We start from the raw sequence: 16,237 nt of genomic DNA, 5'->3' as shown, positions 1-16,237 counted from the left end.
ACCCGCACGCCGCACCCGCACGCAGGCCGCCGCCGGTCGGCCGCCGCGCCCCACCGCCGAACCCGAGCCCACCGAACCCGAGCCCACCGAACCCGAGCCCACCGAACCCGAACACCGCCCACCCGCCGCCGAGGTGCCGACCGACTGGGTGACACCTAGGATCCCGTTTGTACCTAGATGTCCAGAATCAGGCATGCTCCGGCGCAGGGGAGATCGACAGCATGGGCAACCCGGCACTCGTGGATCCGGCCACCGTCCGCGCCACCGCCGCAGAGGCGTGGATCTGGGGGTACCCCCTCCTGGAGAACTACCGGACCCTCTACCCGCAGGCGGTCGACGACGCGGACCCGCGCCACGTCGGCGGCTTCGGGGTGTTCCGGCACTATCCGCAGCCCTCCACCCCGGCCAACACCGATGTCGTCACCCCCAACAACGACACCCCGTACTCCTGGGCCTGGCTCGATCTGCGCGCCGAGCCCTGGGTGGTCTCGGTGCCCGCCGAGGACCGCTACTACGTGCTCCCGCTGCACGAACTCGACACCGCCTACGCCGGCTTCATCGGCGCCCGGACCACCGGCCAGGAGGCCGGCGACTACCTGGTGGCAGGCCCCGGCTGGCAGGGCACGGCACCGGACGGCATCAGCGGCGTGATCCGCACCGCCACCGAGCTGATCGGAATCGTCGGACGGACCTACCTCGGCGCGTCCTCTCCCGAGGCGGTCGAGGAGCTGAAGGAGATCCAGCAGCAGTACCGGCTGCGCCCACTGCACACGTACACGGACACCCCGGCCCCGCCGCCCGCGCCCAACCCGGTCTGGCCGGTCTGGCGGGAGGAGGTGCTGGGCGGCATCGAGTTCTTCAGCTTCCTCGACTTCCTGCTGGGCTTCTTCCCCGCCCTGCCGGCCGACGCCGACCTGCGCGGCCGACTGACCGACCTGGGCATCGACGGCCGCGGCGAGTTCGAGCCCGCCGCCCTGCCGATCGGGACCCGCGCCGAGATCGAGCGCGGCATCGCCGACGCCCGCGCGGAGCTCGACCGGGCCGCCGAGGAGCTCACCTCCTCGGCCGGCGCCTTCGGCACCCGCGAGCAGCTCGGCACGAGGTACCTGACCAGGGCCGTCGCCGCGATGAAGGGCCTGTACGGGCTGCCGACCGAGGAGGCCTGGTACGGCGTGTGGGAGACCGACAGCGAGGGAAACCACCCGCCGAACGGGAGCGACCACGACTTCGTGCTGCGGTTCGGCCCCGGCGAGACGCCGCCCGTCCGGTTCTTCTGGTCCGCGACCCTGTACTCCCTCCCGGACCGCATGCTGGTCGACAACACCCTGGACCGCTACTCGATCGGCGACCGCACCCCCGGGCTGGTCCACGACCCGGACGGCGGCCTCACCCTCCACATCCGGCACAAGCGCCCCGCCGACGCCGAGCACTCGGCCAACTGGCTGCCCGCCCCCGACGGCCCGTTCACGGTGGTCCTCCGGCTCTACGGCCCGGCCGAGTCCGCCCTCGACGGCCGCTGGGGACTCCCGCCGCTGACCGTGCGCACCCCCGCCGGCGACCCCGCGTGAGCCACCCCACCGGACCGGACAAGGACTCCCGAATGACCCAGCCCGAGTTGGAGGCCCTGGCCGCCGACGCCTACGTCTACGGCTACCCGCTGGTGTCCTCCCTCACCATGGTCGAGCGCTTCACCCAGGGCGGCCTGGGCGTCCTGCCCGCGGCTCCGTTCAACGGGTTCAGCCACGCGACCCGACTGGCGCAGCCGGAGGACACCTTCGTCTCCGTCAACAACGACACCGTGTACTCGATCGCCCAGCTCGACCTCTCCGAAGGCCCGCAGGTGCTGCACGTCCCGGACACCGCCGGGGCCTACTACGTGCTGCAGTTCGTCGGTGCCTGGACCGACAACTTCGCCTACCTCGGCCGCCGCGCCACCGGCACCGGCGAGCGGACCTGGCTGATCGTCCCGCCCGGCTGGCACGGCACCCCCAGTGGAGGCCAAGAGGACGTCATCGTCTCCCCGACCGCGGTCGCGACCATCGTCGGCCGCTTCGCCTGCACCGGCCCCGACGACCTGCCACGGGTCCGGGCCCTCCAGGACGGGCTGACGCTCGCCCCGCTGGAGCCGGGCGGACTGGCCGCCGGGCTGCCCGAGCCGGACCCCGAGGTGCCCGAGCGGCTGGCCTTCTTCGAACGGCTGCGGGTCTGGATGGCGGCCTTCCCGCCCGCCGGGCCCGACATCGAGTACCAGCAGCGGTTCGCCCCGCTCGGCCTGCTCGACGCCGGCCCCTCGCCGTACCGCGCCGCCGCCCCGGAGTGGACGCTCGCCCTGCTCAAGGGCCTGGCGGCGGGCCGCGAACGGGTCGAGGACGCTACCCGGCCGCCGGAGGACCACCCGGCCGGCGAGTGGCGCTCGGCGCTGCACCTGTTCGACTACAACGTCGACTTCCTCGGCCCGGGCACCATCGACGACCCCGAGTGGCGCATCCCCGACCGGCGCGCCGCCTATCTGAGCCGGGCCGCCGCCGCCCGCGCCGGGCTCTGGGGCAACCACGCCTACGAGTCGGTGTACGCGATGACGTACGACGACGCCGACGGCCGCCCGCTCAGCGGCGCCCACGCCTACACCCTGCGCTTCGACGAGCCGCCGCCGGCCGGCGCCTTCTGGTCCGTCACCATGTACTCCCTGCCGGACTACTACCTGGTGGCGAACCCCCTCGGGCGCTACTCGGTCGGCGACCGCACGCCCGGCCTGGTGCACGGCGAGGACGGCTCGCTGACGCTGCTGCTCCAGCACGAGCGGCCCGCGGACCCGGCCGCGGCGGCGAACTGGCTGCCGACCCCGGAGGGCGGGTTCCGGCCGATCATCCGGATCTACCAGCCGACGCCGGCCGCGCTGGACGGTACGTACCGGGTGCCACCGATCCGGCGGATCTGAAACCGGCCGCGCCGAGCCCGCGGATCCGCTCCCGCGGACCCGACCGGCCGTACCGGCCGTACCGGCCGTACCGGCCGTACCGGCCGTACCGGCCGTACCGGCCGTACCGGCCGTACCGGCCGTACCGGCCGTACCGGCCGTACCGCCAGACCGGCAGGACCGGATCCGCGCAGTCGACTCGTGCGGAACCGCGCGACGAGGAAGGGACACAGGCATGGGTGACGCCGTCGGCCAGATGCTGGCCTCGGCCGTGGGCATCGCGATCAGCCCGATGCCGCTGGTCGCGGTGATCCTGATGCTCGCCACTCCGAAGGGCAGGTCCAACGGCCTGGCGTTCACGGCCGGCTGGGTGGTGGCACTGACGGCGCTGGTCACGGTGGTGGTGCTGGTCGGCTCGGGCCTGGACACCGGGACCGCCGAACCGACCTGGGGGTGGTGGCTGAAGCTGGCCTTCGGCACGCTGTTCGTGCTGCTCGGCCTCAAGCAGTGGCGGGGCCGCCCGCGCGCGGGCCGGGTGCAGCCCCCGCCGAAGTGGATGCAGGCCCTCGACCGCTTCACCCCGGCCAGGGCGGCCGGACTCGCCGCCGCCCTGGTGGCGGTCAACCCGAAGAACCTGGTGCTCGCGGTCGGCGGCGCCGTCTCGATCGCGACCAGCGACGCCTCCGGTGGCGGCAAGGCGGTGGCCGCGGCGCTGATGGTGCTGATCGGCTCGCTCTGCACCCTGCTGCCGCTGTCGGTCTACCTGTTCGGCGGGGACCGGTCGGTCAGGGTGCTGGGGGAGTGGAAGGCGTGGATGGCCACGCACAACGCGGCGATCATGATGGTGGTCCTGGTCGTCCTCGGGGCGAAGTACATCGGCGACGCGGTCTCCGGGCTGACCTCCTGAGGCCCTGGCCCGATCGGCTCAGTGCGGGGTGGCGGCGGCCGTCGGCGCCGGGGAGGCCGGGCCCGGACCGGCGGTGGCGGAGGAGGTCGGGGCGGGCGGCGAGGACGGGGAGGACGGCGCAGGCGTGGACGGCGGGGTGGACGGCGACGGCGAGGTCGTCGGCCCCGGCCCGGACGGGGTAGCGGTGGCCGACGGGGTGGCGGTCGCCGACGGCGTCCCGGGGGAGGGGTGCCCCGTCGCGGGAGCGGTCGGGGACTGCGTGGCCGCCGGGGTGCCGGTCGGAGTGCTGGTCGGGCCCCCGGTCGGGGCGTCGGTCGGATCCGCCGTCGACTCCGGCTCGCCCGGGACGGGGGTACTGCCGCCGCGGTTGTGCGGTCCGCCCTCCAGGGTGACCACCGCCTGCGAGGGCGGCAGCGCGATCCGGGCCGTCCAGTGGGTGCCCGGGGCGAGGTCCTCGTCCACCGAGACGATCACGGTGATCCGCTGGCCCGGGGCGAGCGTCCCGGAGTCCCGGCTGAGCCGGAGCCAGGCCGCGTCCACCACGGCGTGCCAGCGGATCTCGGTGCCGCCGGAGTTGGTCAGGGTGAGCACCGTCCGGTTGCCGTACCCGCCCGCCTCGACGGTGAGCAGTCCGACGGGGGCGGGCTGCTGGACCGTGCCAGGCCCGGCGGGCGGGGCCGGGGTGGCGATCAGGGTCGGACTGCCGAGCGGGGTCGCACCGTGGCTCGGTACCGGGACAGCAGGGCCCAGGAATCCAGGAAGCAACGTTTCTGCAGGTGCCGAGCCGGCCCCTGCCAGCTCCAGACCGGGCACGGCCGGGGCGCCCCCGCGGGCCTGCGCGGCCGGACCTTGCTGGACCAGCGCGGACCCGGTCACCGCGCCCGGCGGCCGCTGACCGGCGGTCCGTCCGTCGTCCTCGACCCGGACCGAGGAGACCGAGGCCGCCGCCGAGGCGCCGCCGCCACCCCGGTGACCGGCCCAGAGCGCCACCACCGGCGCGGCCAGCACGGCCGCCAGCACCCCGGTGGTCACCACCCGGCGGCGCACCGCCAGGCTCCGGCCCGCGTCCGGCAGCCGGTGCCGGGGGAACCCGCCCTGGTCGAACCGCAGGCCCGGCTCGGTCACCGGTACCGGCCCCGCCGCCCGCCGCCCGGGCGCACCCGCCGTGCCCGCGCCCGGCAGGAAGACCACCCCGCCCTCCCGCTCCGGCGCGGCCGCCGCCGGGGCCGACAGCACCGGCAGCCCGGACATCCCCGAGACCCCCTCGGACACCTCCCCGGCCACCCGCTCCGCCGTCCCCCGGCAGGTCGGGCAGTCCACCACGTGCTGCACCAGCTCCCGGCGCAGCGCCGGGCCGAGCACCCAGTCCCGCCAGCTCTCCGCCCCGGCCCCGCCGAGCCGGTCCAGCTCGGGGCAGCTTCCGACGCCGAGCACCAGCAGCGCCGCCCTGGTCCGGCCGACCTCCGCCTCCGCCGAGGCCAGCAGCGCGCGGGCGGTGTCGAGCGGGACGCCGAGGACGGCCGCCACCTCGATCGGGCTCAGCCGGTGGCGGACCGACAGCTCCAGCGCCTCCCGCTGTTCGGGATCGGTGCCCGCGGCCTCGGGCCAGGCGAGCGAGGCCAGCTCGCGCCGCCGCCGGGTCGCCTCGGCGGCCGAGGGGCTCGGGCCGGCCGCCGGTCCGGGGCCGGCCTCCAGCCGGCGCAGGCAGCAGTACCGCGCCAGCGAGTACAGCCAGGGCCGCACCAGTCCGGGCTCGGCCAGCCGCACGCCGTGCCGCAGCGCCAGCTCGCGCACCTCCCGGAGGGCGGCGGCGGCCGCGTCGTGCTCGCACAGCACCGAGAGGCAGTAGGTGAACAGGGCGTCCACCTGCCGGTCGTAGGCCGCGAGCACGGCGCCGGTGGACCTGTCAGTACTCGTCGTCACCCGACCGACGGTAGAGAGGCGAGGGCCCGCGCCCGGGCGTTTCCCTCCTGTTGTACTTCTTTCGGGTAACAACATCGCCCATTCGTGGACCCGGCGCGAGCCTCCGAGCCCCGGACCGCGCCCCGTCCCACGCCCCCGCGCCCCGGCCTGAGCCCCCCGCCCGCGGCCCGTTGTCGGACCCAGCCGCTACGGTGGCCGCATGGCTGCCCGCACCAAGACCACCGCCAAGCCGCGCCCGGCGTACCGCTGCACCGAGTGCGGCAACCAGCTGCCCAAGTGGGTCGGCCGGTGCCCGGAGTGCAACGCCTGGGGCACGGTCGAGGAGTACGGCGCGGTACCGATCAGGACGACGGCGGCCGGACCGGTCAGCGCGCCCGCCCGGCCGATCGCCCAGGTCGACGGGCAGGTCGCCACCGCCCGCTCGACCGGTGTGCCCGAGCTGGACCGGGTGCTCGGCGGCGGCATCGTCCCCGGCGCCGTGGTGCTGCTGGCCGGCGAGCCCGGCGTCGGCAAGTCCACCCTGCTGCTGGACGTCGCGGCCAAGGCCGCCAGCGCGCAGCACCGCACGCTCTACGTCACCGGCGAGGAGTCGGCCGGCCAGGTCCGGCTGCGGGCGGACCGGATCAACGCGCTCTCCGACCACCTCTACCTCGCCGCCGAGTCCGATCTCGGCGCCGTCCTCGGACACATCGACGCGGTGAACCCGGGCCTGCTGATCCTGGACTCGGTGCAGACCATCGCCTCCGCCGAGCTGGACGGTGCGCCCGGCGGGCCGGCCCAGGTCCGCGAGGTGGCCGGTGCGCTGATCCGGGCCTCCAAGGACCGAGGCATGGCCACCCTGCTGGTCGGCCATGTCACCAAGGACGGCCAGATCGCCGGCCCCCGCCTGCTGGAGCACCTGGTGGACGTGGTGCTGAGCTTCGAGGGGGACCGCCACGCCCGGCTGCGCATCATCCGCGGGATCAAGAATCGGTACGGCGCCACCGACGAGGTCGGCTGCTTCGAGCTGCACGACGAGGGCATCGTGGGTCTGGCCGACCCGTCCGGGCTCTTCCTGACCAGGCGTGACAAGCCCGTTCCCGGCACCTGCCTGACCGTCACCCTGGAGGGCCGCCGCCCGCTGGTGGCGGAGGTGCAGGCGCTGATGGTGGATTCGCAGATCCCCTCCCCGCGCCGGACGACCTCCGGTCTGGAGTCGCCCCGGATCGCGATGATCCTGGCCGTGGTCGAGCGGCACGGCGGGGTCAAGCTCGGCAAGCAGGACATCTACACGGCGACGGTCGGCGGGGTGAAGCTGAGCGAGCCGTCGGCGGACCTCGCGATCGCCCTCGCCGTGGCCAGCTCCTCCTCGGACACCCCGCTCCCGAGCAACCTGGTGGCGATCGGCGAGGTCGGTCTGGCGGGCGAGGTGCGGCGGGTGACGGGTGTGCAGCGGCGCCTGGCCGAGGCGCACCGTCTGGGCTTCACGCACGCGCTGGTCCCGCCGGATCCGGGCAAGGTGCCGGCGGGCATGAAGGTGGTGGAGGTGGCCGACATCGGCGAGGCGCTGCGGGCCGTTCCCGGCCGCCGCCGCGCTGCCGCCAAGCCGCGGGGTGAGGCGTCGTCGGCGCCCCGCGAGGGGTCCGCCGCACCGCGCGAGACCCCGCCCGCCCCCCGCGGGGCCCGCCGCGAAGCCCCCGTCGCCGCCTACCCGGAGGAGCTCATGGAGGGGTGGGAACCGCTGGACTGAGACGAACCGCGCTGACCCAGGCTCTGTTATTGCCGCACCCAGTTAGACTTTCCCCTGTCTAATTGCCGATAAGGCAGTAATAAGCGACAGAGCAACAGACCGTAGGCCGGCGCACGGCGCGAGGCGCGCGGTACGGGGTCGACCGGAGGAGTCACGTGGCAGCCAGCGACCGGGCGGACAAGTCCTCCCGTGAGGAGGCCCTGCTACGGGCCTCCCTCAGCGCCATCGCGCCCGGCACGGGGCTGCGTGACGGCCTGGAGCGGGTGCTGCGGGCGAACACCGGCGGGTTGATCGTGCTCGGCTTCGACAAGACGGTCGAGTCGATCTGTACCGGCGGGTTCGTCCTGGACGTCGAGTTCACCGCCACGCGGCTGCGCGAGCTGTGCAAGCTCGACGGCGCGGTGGTGCTGGACAAGGACATCACCAAGATCGTCCGGGCCGGGGTGCACCTGATGCCGGACTCCACCATCCCCACCGACGAGACGGGTACCCGCCACCGCACCGCGGAGCGGGTCAACCGGCAGACCGGGTTCCCGGTGGTCGCGGTCTCGCACTCGATGCGGCTGATCGCGATGTACGTCAACGGCACCCGCCGGGTGCTGGAGGACTCCACGACCGTCCTCTCCCGGGCCAACCAGGCGCTGGCCACCCTGGAGCGGTACAAGCTCCGGCTGGACGAGGTGGCCGGCACGCTCTCCGCCCTGGAGATCGAGGACCTGGTGACGGTCCGGGATGTCACCGCCGTCGCCCAGCGGCTGGAGATGGTCCGGCTGATCGCCACCGAGATCGCCGGCTACGTGCTGGAGCTCGGGACGGACGGCCGGCTGCTCTCGCTCCAGCTGGACGAGCTGATCGCGGGCGTGGAGCCGGAGCGCGAGCTGGTCGCCCGCGACTACTTCCCGGAGCGGGCCGCGAAGAAGGGCCGGACGGTCACCGAGGTGCTGGCCGACCTGGAGGCGCTGACCCACGCCGAGCTGCTCGACCTGCAGACCGTCGCCAAGGCGCTCGGCTACTCGGGCTCGCCGGAGTCCCTGGACTCGGCGGTCTCGCCGCGCGGCTACCGGCTGCTGGCCAAGATCCCGCGGCTGCCGAACACGGTGATAGAGCGGCTGGTCGAGCACTTCGGCGGTCTGCAGAAGCTGCTCGCGGCCAGCATCGACGATCTGCAGACGGTCGAGGGCGTCGGCGAGACCCGCGCCCGCTCGGTGCGCGAGGGCCTGTCGCGACTTGCCGAATCGTCCATCCTGGAGCGCTACGTCTGATCAGGCCCCTGGGCCTGCCCGCCCCCGGGCCGGGTCTGGCACGGACCGGCCCCGGGGCTCAGGGCCAAAGCCCGGCGAGCAGCCCCTGAACACGGCGAAGCCCCGGCCCTCGGGCCGGGGCTTCCGTGCTGAACCAGGGGACTGAGTGCGGGTCAGCTCTCCAGGCGGATCGAGGAGCGCGCCGACACCTGACCACCGGACAGGCCGGTGAGGTCGGCGACCACCAGGTAGTTGCCGGCCGGTGCGGGCGCCGCGTCGGCGGTGGCGCACTGGGGCTTGCTGCGGCTGCGGTCCCAGGTGAAGGTCTCGGTCAGGCCGTTGTTCGCCGGGATCTGCACCCAGGTGGCGCCGCGGTCCGAGGGACAGTCGCCGGAGGACCAGATCCGCTCGCTGCTGCTGGCCGTCACCGTGATCGCGGAGGCCGTCCGGCCCAGGTCCACCCGGCAGTTGGTGCCGGAGGCGTTGTGGACGGTCAGCGCCAGGCGCGGCTTGTCCTTGGGCTGGTAGGAGTTCTGGGCGCTGGACAGCTCCAGCGTCACCGCGGAGGAGGCGCAGACCGGCAGCGCCATGACCTCGGCGGTGTTCACCGCGGGTGCGCCGGTACCGCCGGATGCTCCGCCTCCGGTGCCGCCCGCCGCTGCGCCGGCCCCGCCCGCCGCCGTGCCGCCCGCTGCCGTGCCGCCCGCCGCGGTTCCGCCCGCGCCGCCGGTGGCCGGAGCCGGGTTGGGTGCGCTGCCGCCCCCGCCCGTGCCGAGGCTGACATCGCCGCCACCGGAGCCGGACACCGCACCGCCGCCGGTGCTGCCACCGGGGCTCCCGCTGCCGCCCCCGCTGGTGCCGCCCCCGCCGGGGCGCAGGGTGTTGGCGGGGCCGCTCGGGGAGGCGCCGGGCGTGATCGCCTGGGCGGGGGTCTGGGACTGGGACGGCACGGCTTGCGCGGCCTTGCCCTGTCCACCGCCGTCGCCCTGATCGGACATCAGCCAGAGAATCAGGGCGACGACCGCGGCGAGGGCGGCGAGCATGACGACGCGCCGACGCCAGTAGATCGAAGCCGGAAGCGGTCCCACGGGTTGACGCAGAGAAGGCACGCCCAAACTCTACGAGACAGTGTGTGCCCTGTGACTCACCAACACCGCACTGTCGCCCCTTCCTTCACATGATCCGCCATTTGCGCCGTTCGGGGGAGTACGGGAGGACCTCTTTCGAGGGAATTCGGAATTCACGACTCCGCTTCGGTCGGGGCCGTGGGCGTGGGAGGATCGAAGGGCCATGGCTGCCATCACCGTCACCCCCGCCCCCGGTCCCGCCGCCCTCCCGCTGCCGGTACTGCACTCGACCGTCCTCGGCTGGTACGAGGCCAACGCGCGCGATCTGCCCTGGCGGACCCCGGAGGCCTCGCCCTGGGCGGTGATGGTGAGCGAGTTCATGCTCCAGCAGACCCCGGTGAAGCGGGTGCTGCCCGCCTACGAGGCGTGGCTGGAGCGCTGGCCGACCCCCGCCGACCTGGCGGCCGACGCCCCCGGCGAGGCCGTCCGGATGTGGGGCCGGCTGGGCTACCCGCGGCGGGCCCTGCGGTTGCACGCGGCCGCGGTGGCGATCACCGAGGAGCACGGCGGCCAGGTGCCGGACGACCACGCGACGCTGCTCGGGCTGCCCGGGGTGGGGGAGTACACGGCGGCGGCGGTGGCCTCGTTCGCCTTCCGCCAGCGGCACGTGGTGCTGGACACCAATGTGCGCCGGGTGTTCGCCCGCGCGGTGACGGGCGTGGAGTACCCGGCGCAGGCCACCACGGCGGCCGAGCGCCGGACGGCGACGGCGCTGCTGCCGGAGCCGGCGGAGACCGCGGCGACCTGGGCGGTCGGCGTGATGGAGCTCGGCGCGCTGGTCTGCACCGCGCGCAGCCCGGAGTGCGGCGGCTGCCCGCTGTTCACCCACTGCGCCTGGCAGCGGGCCGGCTGCCCGCCGTACGAGGGCCCGGCCCGGCGCGGCCAGACCTACGAGGGGACGGACCGCCAGGTGCGCGGCAAGCTGCTGGCGGTACTGCGCGACGCGTACGGCACGGTGGAGCAGGCCCGGCTGGACGCCGTCTGGCCGGACGCGGTGCAGCGGGCCAGGGCACTGGACGGACTGGTCGCCGACGGCCTGGTCGAGCCGGTCGAGCAGGGCGTCTACCGACTGCCGCAGTAACGCGAACCGCCGCAGCAACGCGAAATCCCCCCACCCCGGCCGGGGAGGGGGGACTTCCGGGCGTCAGATCGCGACGGCCTCGACGTTGGGCTCGGTGGCCTTGCCCTTGTCGTCCGCCGCCGGGGCGCCGGAACCCCGCAGCGGGACCTCGCGCATGAAGACCGCCGCGGCGATCGCGATCACGGCGACCGCCGCACCCCAGAGGAAGACGGTGTGCATCCCGTTGGCCACGGCGTGGTGGTACGCGTCCTGGACCGGAGCGGGCAGCGCCTTGAGCGCGGCCGGGCTCATCTGGCCCGGGTCGCCCTGCACGCCGCCGGTGGCGGCCTCGCCGAGCCGGTCCTTCATGGTCTCGGTGACGCGGCTGTTGAACAGCGCGCCGAACAGCGCCACACCGAAGGAGCCGCCGATGGTGCGGAACAGGGTGGCGGTGGAGCTGGCCACGCCCATGTCCTTGAGCTCGACGCTGTTCTGCGCGACCAGCATGGTGATCTGCATCAGGAAGCCCATGCCGGCGCCGAGCACCACCATGAAGCAGGCCGAGGTGAGCGTGCTGGTGTCGGTGGACAGCGTGGACAGCAGCAGTGAGCCGCCGGCCATCACGACCGTACCGATGATCGGGAAGATCCGGTACTTGCCGGTCTTGGTCACCGCCTGGCCGACGGCCAGCGAGACGACCAGCATGCCGAACATCATCGGCATCAGCAGCAGGCCGGAGTTGGTGGCCGAGGCGCCCTGGACGGTCTGCTGGTAGAGCGGCAGGAAGACGGTCGAGCCGAACATCACGAAGCCGACGACGAAGCCGATCAGCGAGACCAGGGTGAAGTTCAGGTTCTTGAACAGGTCGAGCGGGAGCATCGGCTCCTCGACCCGCTGCTCGACGTAGCAGAACGCGATCAGCGAGGCGGCGGCCAGCGCGGCCAGGCCGAGGATCTGCTTGGAGCCCCAGGCGTACTCCTGGCCGCCCCAGGTGGTGATCAGGGTCAGCGCGGTGATGCCGGTGGTGAGCAGCAGGGCGCCGAGGTAGTCGATCCGGGCGGTCGAGCGGACCTTCGGCAGCTTCAGGGTGACCATGACGACGGCGAGGGCGACCACGCCGAGCGGCAGGTTGATGTAGAAGGTCCAGTGCCAGTTGAGGTGATCGGTGATGAAGCCGCCGATCAGCGGGCCGCCGATGGTCGCGAGCGCCATCACCGCGGCGAACATGCCCTGGTACTTGCCGCGGTCGCGCGGCGGGATGAGCGCGCCCATGATCGACATCACGCCGACCATCAGGCCGCCGGCGCCCAGGCCCTGGAGGGCGCGGAAGCCGATCAGCTCGTTCATGTTCTGCGAGAGGCCGGAGAGCGCCGAGCCCGCCAGGAAGATCACGATGGCGGTGAGGAAGGTGCCCTTGCGGCCGTAGAGGTCGCCGAGCTTGCCCCAGATCGGGGTGGAGGCGGCGGTGGCCAGGGTGTACGCGGTGACGACCCAGGACAGGTGCTCGGCGCCGCCGAGGTCGCCGACGATCGTCGGCATCGCGGTGCCGATGATCAGGTTGTCGAGCATGGCCAGCAGCATGGTGACGACCAGGCCGGTCATCACCAGGCGGATCTCGCGCGGCGACCGGGGAGCCTCCTCCTCGGCCGTCTTCTGTTCCGGCGCCGGGGCGTCGGCCTGCGGTTGTGACATGGGGTGGTGTCTCCCGGACTGGATGTGGGACGACCGTCAGGCCTTCGGTGGCTTACTTACTTGTCGCCCGGCTAGTTTCTTGGACCGTGGGCACGGTAAGTTAGCCACTAGTCGGGCGTCAAGCCAGTTTTCCCGCCGACTCCCTGGGCAGGGAGAATGGGCCCACGGCGAGCGTCCGAGGGCGCCCACCGAGCGCAGCAGCAGTCACCGACGCAGTCATGAGGCAGGCCATGGGTACGACGCACAGCCCCCGTAGCGACACCCGGGCCCGGATTGTCGCGGTCGCGCTGGAGCTCTTCGCCGAGCAGGGGTACGAGCAGACCTCGCTGCGGGAGATCGCCGACCGGCTCGGTGTCACCAAGGCGGCGCTCTACTACCACTTCAAGACCAAGGACGACATCGTCCACGGCATCGTGCAGGGCATGGCCGCGCCGATCGACGAGACCATCGCCTGGGGCCGGGACCAGGAGTGGAGCCCGGAGCTGCGGGACGAGCTGATCCGGCGGTTCGCGGCGGGCATGTCCGAGCGGGCGCCGCTGCTGCGGTTCTTCCACGAGAACCAGCCCGCGCTGCGCGAGTCGCCGGCCGGGCTGGAGTTCAAGGACCGCATGCTCGCGATGATCCGGCTGGTGCACGGTCCCGACGCGGACTTCGAGGACCGGCTGCGGGCGACGATGGCGCTGTTCACCATCAACTCGGCACTGTTCATGCTCAAGCACGACGTCTCGGAGCCGAGCGACGCCGGGGAGCACTGCGCGGTCGACGCGCGGGTGGCCACCCTGGAGGAGGCCATGTCGGCCGCCCAGCGGGTGGCGCTGGAGATCGGCGGCCTGATCCGCCGGCCCCAGGCACACGTCTGACCGGCGGCCTGATCCGCCGGCCCCCGGCGCGCGCCCGACCGGCGGCGGAACGCGGGGAGGCGGACGGCCCGGCCGTCCGCCTCCGTCATCCCAGGGGGATCAGAACCCGGTGACGCCGTGCCCGGAGAGGTACGCGATCGGGTTGATCACGGCGCCGTAGTGGTTGCTGGAGCGGATCTCGAAGTGCAGGTGGGGACCGGTCGAGTTGCCGGTGTTCCCGGAGCGGCCGATCTGCTCGCCGGCCGACACCCGCTCGCCCGCGGAGACCGCGAGCGCCGACATGTGCGCGTACTGCGCGTAGCGCCCGTCCGCCAGTCGCAGGACGACCTCCTTGCCGTAGGCGCCGTCCCAGCCGGCCGACACCACGGTGGCGTTGCCGACCGCGAGGAGCGGGGTGCCCGGGGCGACCGCGAAGTCCACGCCGGTGTGGTACCCGGCCGCGTACTCGGGGTTGGCCACGCCGTACGGGTTGCTGGTCGGCGCACCCGGTACCGGCGCGGACCACTCCGGCGCGGGCGCCGGTGCCGGGGCCGGGGCGGGCTCGGGCGCGGGTGCCGGAGCGGGCTCGGGAGCCGGCTCGGCGGCCGGGGCCTGGTCCGAGGAGGGCGCGGGCGCCGGGGCCGGCTCGGGAGCCTGCAGGTTCGCCGCGACCGCCACGTACTCCTGCGCCGAGCCGTGCTCGTGCGGCAGCTGGTAGGTGCTCGGGCCGGCCACCTGGACCAGGCCGGCCGTGGGGGCCGCGCTCTGCGGGGCGGTGAACGCCGAGCTGCCGGGGGTGGTGGGGGCGACCGTCTGCGCCGAGGCGCTGCCCGGCGCGGCGACCAGCAGGGCGCCGGACAGTATGACCGCGGCCGCGCCGGCCGCGGTGGCGGTGCGGTGCCGGTCGGCCCAGACCCGGGTGCCGGGCAGGGTGTGCCGCGGCGCGGTGAGCGTGCGCAGCGGTGTGGCGTGGGTGCGGATGGCGTGGCCGAGTCGGGGCTGCCAGTCCGCCGCGTGGGTTGCCGCGCGGGCGGCGAGGCGGCGGAGGGCCGGCCCCATGGGCGGGACGGAGGACATCGGGAAGCTCAACCTCACGGACGTACGGGGCAGCACGGAGCCCGTTCGGGCGTGCTGAGTGGGGACCACTCAGGTGTAACCGTCACCGAGCGGAGTCCCAAACGGTGTGACGTACTACGGCGTGTAGTCAGCGTTGCGCCGGAGATTCAAGCTGACGGAGTAACGATCATGAGATCGGATTGTCCTGTTATGGGATCTGAGCTTCCGGAGCCCCTCCGGGCGGTCTACTACCGCCGGTCGTACCGGTGTCGACCCCTGTGACCAGAGCCACCCGCCGCCCGGGTTTGGCAGCCGTCCAGCCGCGTTCCCGGGCCCGCCCCGCCGGACGCCCGCCGCACCCCTGCTGCAGCTCCACCGCACTCCCGCCCCACTTCTGCTCGACTCCCGCCCGCCCGGGGTATTCACGGCGTCCGCGCCGCTGACCGGACGGCCGCGCTGCGGGACCATCGACGTATGTATGCCATCAGGAGCGAAGACACCGACGGCACCGCGGACAGCGGCGGCCGGAGCAGTCAGGACCGCCGCTTCGCCGCCCTGCGCGGCTGCGAGCGGCTGCTCTCGGGCACCCGGCCGCAGAGCCTGCGCGAACGGATCGCCGCACTCACGGAGGAGGGCGCGGACGCGTACGACCTGGACGGACGGCCGGACATGTACGGCGACGGAGTGGTCCGCACCCTGGAACACCGGGTCGCCGGGCTGCTCGGCACCGAGGACGCGGCCTTCTTCCCCACCGGCACGATGGCCCAGCAGGTCGCGCTGCGGATCCACGCCGAGGCGGCCGGCCTGCGCACCGTCGCGACGCACCCGCTCGGCCACACCGAGCTGTTCGAGCGGCAGGCCCTCACCGTCCTCGGCGGCCTGCGCAGCGTCTGGCCGACCACCGCGCCGCGCATCCCGACCGTGGCCGAGCTGCGTGCCTTCGACGAGCCGTACGCGGCCCTGCTCCTGGAGCTGCCGCTGCGCGAGGCCGGGTTCGTCCTGCCGCAGTGGGCGGAGCTGGCCGCCGTCGCCGCCGTGGTCCGGGAGGAGCACGGCGCCGCCCTGCACCTGGACGGCGCCCGGATCTGGGAGTCGACCTTCCACCTCGGCCGCCCGCTGCCGGAGATCACCGAGCTCGCCGACTCGGTCTACGTCTCCTTCTACAAGACCCTCGGCGGGATCAGCGGCGCCGCGCTGGCAGGCCCGGCGCCCTTCGTCCGCGCGGCCAAGGCATGGCGCCACCGCTACGGCGGCCAGCTCTTCCAGCAGTGGCCGGCCGCCCTCGCCGCCCTGGCCGGGCTGGACCGCGAACTGCCCCGGTTGGAGGCCAGGGTGGCGCACGCGAGAACCGTGGCGGCGGCCCTCGCCGAGGCCTTCGCGGCCGTGCCCGCCGCCCGGGTGTACCCCGACCCGCCGCACACCCACCAGTTCCAGCTCTGGTTGCCCTACCCGGCCGCCCGTCTGGAGGAGGCCGGGCTGCTGCTCGCCGAGCGGTCCGGTACGGCGCTGTTCGGCGGCTGGCGCGAGCCCCGGCTCCCCGGCCTGGCGATGACCGAGGTCACCGTCGCCGCCGAGGCCCTGGAGTGGACGGCCAAGGACATCGCCGAGGCGGTCGACGCCTTCCTTGCCCTGCTGTCCTGACCGCCTTCGGCCGGACAGGGGCTAAACGCCCCGGGCCGGAAAAGCATCCGGCCCGCCCCCGCGCAGTGCGGGGACGGGCCGGACGGGGTGTATCAGTGCTGCCTG

The 16,237-nt window shown here is 74.0% G+C and carries 12 protein-coding genes; 8 read left to right on the top strand and 4 right to left on the bottom strand.

Annotation, left to right across the window (positions count from 1 at the left end; all coding sequences use genetic code 11):
* Positions 1 to 221 precede the first annotated feature (221 nt).
* From ACIGZJ_RS11840 to ACIGZJ_RS11830, 3 genes are all read left to right on the top strand, one after another.
* The gene (locus ACIGZJ_RS11840; RefSeq protein WP_396457032.1) at positions 222 to 1,568 is read left to right on the top strand and encodes a DUF1254 domain-containing protein; all 1,347 of its coding nucleotides are present in this window, start codon (positions 222 to 224) and stop codon (positions 1,566 to 1,568) included.
* Between the two features lie 32 nt (positions 1,569 to 1,600).
* Complete coding sequence (locus ACIGZJ_RS11835; RefSeq protein WP_396457031.1) at positions 1,601 to 2,938, top strand: DUF1254 domain-containing protein; 1,338 nt, start codon at positions 1,601 to 1,603, stop codon at positions 2,936 to 2,938.
* Between the two features lie 214 nt (positions 2,939 to 3,152).
* The gene (locus ACIGZJ_RS11830) at positions 3,153 to 3,824 is read left to right on the top strand and encodes a GAP family protein (protein ID WP_396457030.1); all 672 of its coding nucleotides are present in this window, start codon (positions 3,153 to 3,155) and stop codon (positions 3,822 to 3,824) included.
* An 18-nt stretch (positions 3,825 to 3,842) separates the two neighbouring features.
* Here ACIGZJ_RS11830 and ACIGZJ_RS11825 read toward each other — a convergent pair whose 3' ends face one another.
* The gene (locus tag ACIGZJ_RS11825; protein ID WP_396457029.1) at positions 3,843 to 5,747 is read right to left on the bottom strand and encodes a sigma-70 family RNA polymerase sigma factor; all 1,905 of its coding nucleotides are present in this window, start codon (positions 5,745 to 5,747) and stop codon (positions 3,843 to 3,845) included.
* 199 nt (positions 5,748 to 5,946) lie between these two features.
* Between ACIGZJ_RS11825 and radA the strand changes: the two genes are divergently transcribed.
* Positions 5,947 to 7,476 carry a DNA repair protein RadA gene (gene radA / locus ACIGZJ_RS11820; protein ID WP_396457028.1) on the top strand — a complete coding sequence of 510 codons (1,530 nt, stop codon included), beginning with the start codon at positions 5,947 to 5,949 and terminating at the stop codon, positions 7,474 to 7,476.
* 155 nt (positions 7,477 to 7,631) lie between these two features.
* Complete coding sequence (gene disA / locus ACIGZJ_RS11815; protein WP_387946773.1) at positions 7,632 to 8,738, top strand: DNA integrity scanning diadenylate cyclase DisA; 1,107 nt, start codon at positions 7,632 to 7,634, stop codon at positions 8,736 to 8,738.
* Between the two features lie 152 nt (positions 8,739 to 8,890).
* Here the strand turns inward: disA and ACIGZJ_RS11810 are convergent, their stop codons facing one another.
* A complete protein-coding gene (locus tag ACIGZJ_RS11810; protein WP_396457027.1) occupies positions 8,891 to 9,826 on the bottom strand; it encodes a hypothetical protein in 936 nt (311 codons plus the stop codon).
* 181 nt (positions 9,827 to 10,007) lie between these two features.
* Between ACIGZJ_RS11810 and ACIGZJ_RS11805 the strand changes: the two genes are divergently transcribed.
* Positions 10,008 to 10,925, top strand: a complete 918-nt coding sequence (locus ACIGZJ_RS11805) for an A/G-specific adenine glycosylase (protein ID WP_396457026.1) — start codon at positions 10,008 to 10,010, stop codon at positions 10,923 to 10,925.
* A gap of 63 nt (positions 10,926 to 10,988) precedes the next feature.
* Here the strand turns inward: ACIGZJ_RS11805 and ACIGZJ_RS11800 are convergent, their stop codons facing one another.
* On the bottom strand, positions 10,989 to 12,596 hold the full coding sequence (locus tag ACIGZJ_RS11800; RefSeq protein ID WP_396457025.1) for an MDR family MFS transporter: 1,608 nt from the start codon (positions 12,594 to 12,596) through the stop codon (positions 10,989 to 10,991).
* A 230-nt stretch (positions 12,597 to 12,826) separates the two neighbouring features.
* On the opposite strand from ACIGZJ_RS11800, the gene ACIGZJ_RS11795 reads away from it, so the two are divergent.
* Positions 12,827 to 13,456, top strand: a complete 630-nt coding sequence (locus tag ACIGZJ_RS11795; protein ID WP_396457024.1) for a TetR/AcrR family transcriptional regulator — start codon at positions 12,827 to 12,829, stop codon at positions 13,454 to 13,456.
* A gap of 99 nt (positions 13,457 to 13,555) precedes the next feature.
* Here the strand turns inward: ACIGZJ_RS11795 and ACIGZJ_RS11790 are convergent, their stop codons facing one another.
* Positions 13,556 to 14,512, bottom strand: coding sequence for a M23 family metallopeptidase (locus ACIGZJ_RS11790; protein WP_396457023.1), 957 nt, complete (start codon positions 14,510 to 14,512; stop codon positions 13,556 to 13,558).
* 453 nt (positions 14,513 to 14,965) lie between these two features.
* On the opposite strand from ACIGZJ_RS11790, the gene ACIGZJ_RS11785 reads away from it, so the two are divergent.
* Complete coding sequence (locus tag ACIGZJ_RS11785; RefSeq protein ID WP_396457022.1) at positions 14,966 to 16,132, top strand: threonine aldolase family protein; 1,167 nt, start codon at positions 14,966 to 14,968, stop codon at positions 16,130 to 16,132.
* Positions 16,133 to 16,237 lie beyond the last annotated feature (105 nt).

The sequence above is a fragment of the Kitasatospora sp. NPDC052868 genome (genome assembly GCF_044547105.1).
Classification (GTDB): Bacteria; Actinomycetota; Actinomycetes; order Streptomycetales; family Streptomycetaceae; genus Kitasatospora.
The sequence above is the reverse complement of the archived record's forward strand: the minus strand, read 5'-3'. Positions and strand labels throughout refer to the sequence as shown.

Coding starts and splice junctions, on each gene's coding strand:
- ACIGZJ_RS11840 (WP_396457032.1), top strand. CDS start 222: ATGGGCAACCCGGCACTCGTGGATCCGGCCACCGTCCGCGCCACCGCC.
- ACIGZJ_RS11835 (WP_396457031.1), top strand. CDS start 1,601: ATGACCCAGCCCGAGTTGGAGGCCCTGGCCGCCGACGCCTACGTCTAC.
- ACIGZJ_RS11830 (WP_396457030.1), top strand. CDS start 3,153: ATGGGTGACGCCGTCGGCCAGATGCTGGCCTCGGCCGTGGGCATCGCG.
- radA (WP_396457028.1), top strand. CDS start 5,947: ATGGCTGCCCGCACCAAGACCACCGCCAAGCCGCGCCCGGCGTACCGC.
- ACIGZJ_RS11805 (WP_396457026.1), top strand. CDS start 10,008: ATGGCTGCCATCACCGTCACCCCCGCCCCCGGTCCCGCCGCCCTCCCG.
- ACIGZJ_RS11800 (WP_396457025.1), bottom strand. CDS start 12,596: ATGTCACAACCGCAGGCCGACGCCCCGGCGCCGGAACAGAAGACGGCC.
- ACIGZJ_RS11795 (WP_396457024.1), top strand. CDS start 12,827: ATGGGTACGACGCACAGCCCCCGTAGCGACACCCGGGCCCGGATTGTC.
- ACIGZJ_RS11790 (WP_396457023.1), bottom strand. CDS start 14,512: ATGTCCTCCGTCCCGCCCATGGGGCCGGCCCTCCGCCGCCTCGCCGCC.
- ACIGZJ_RS11785 (WP_396457022.1), top strand. CDS start 14,966: ATGTATGCCATCAGGAGCGAAGACACCGACGGCACCGCGGACAGCGGC.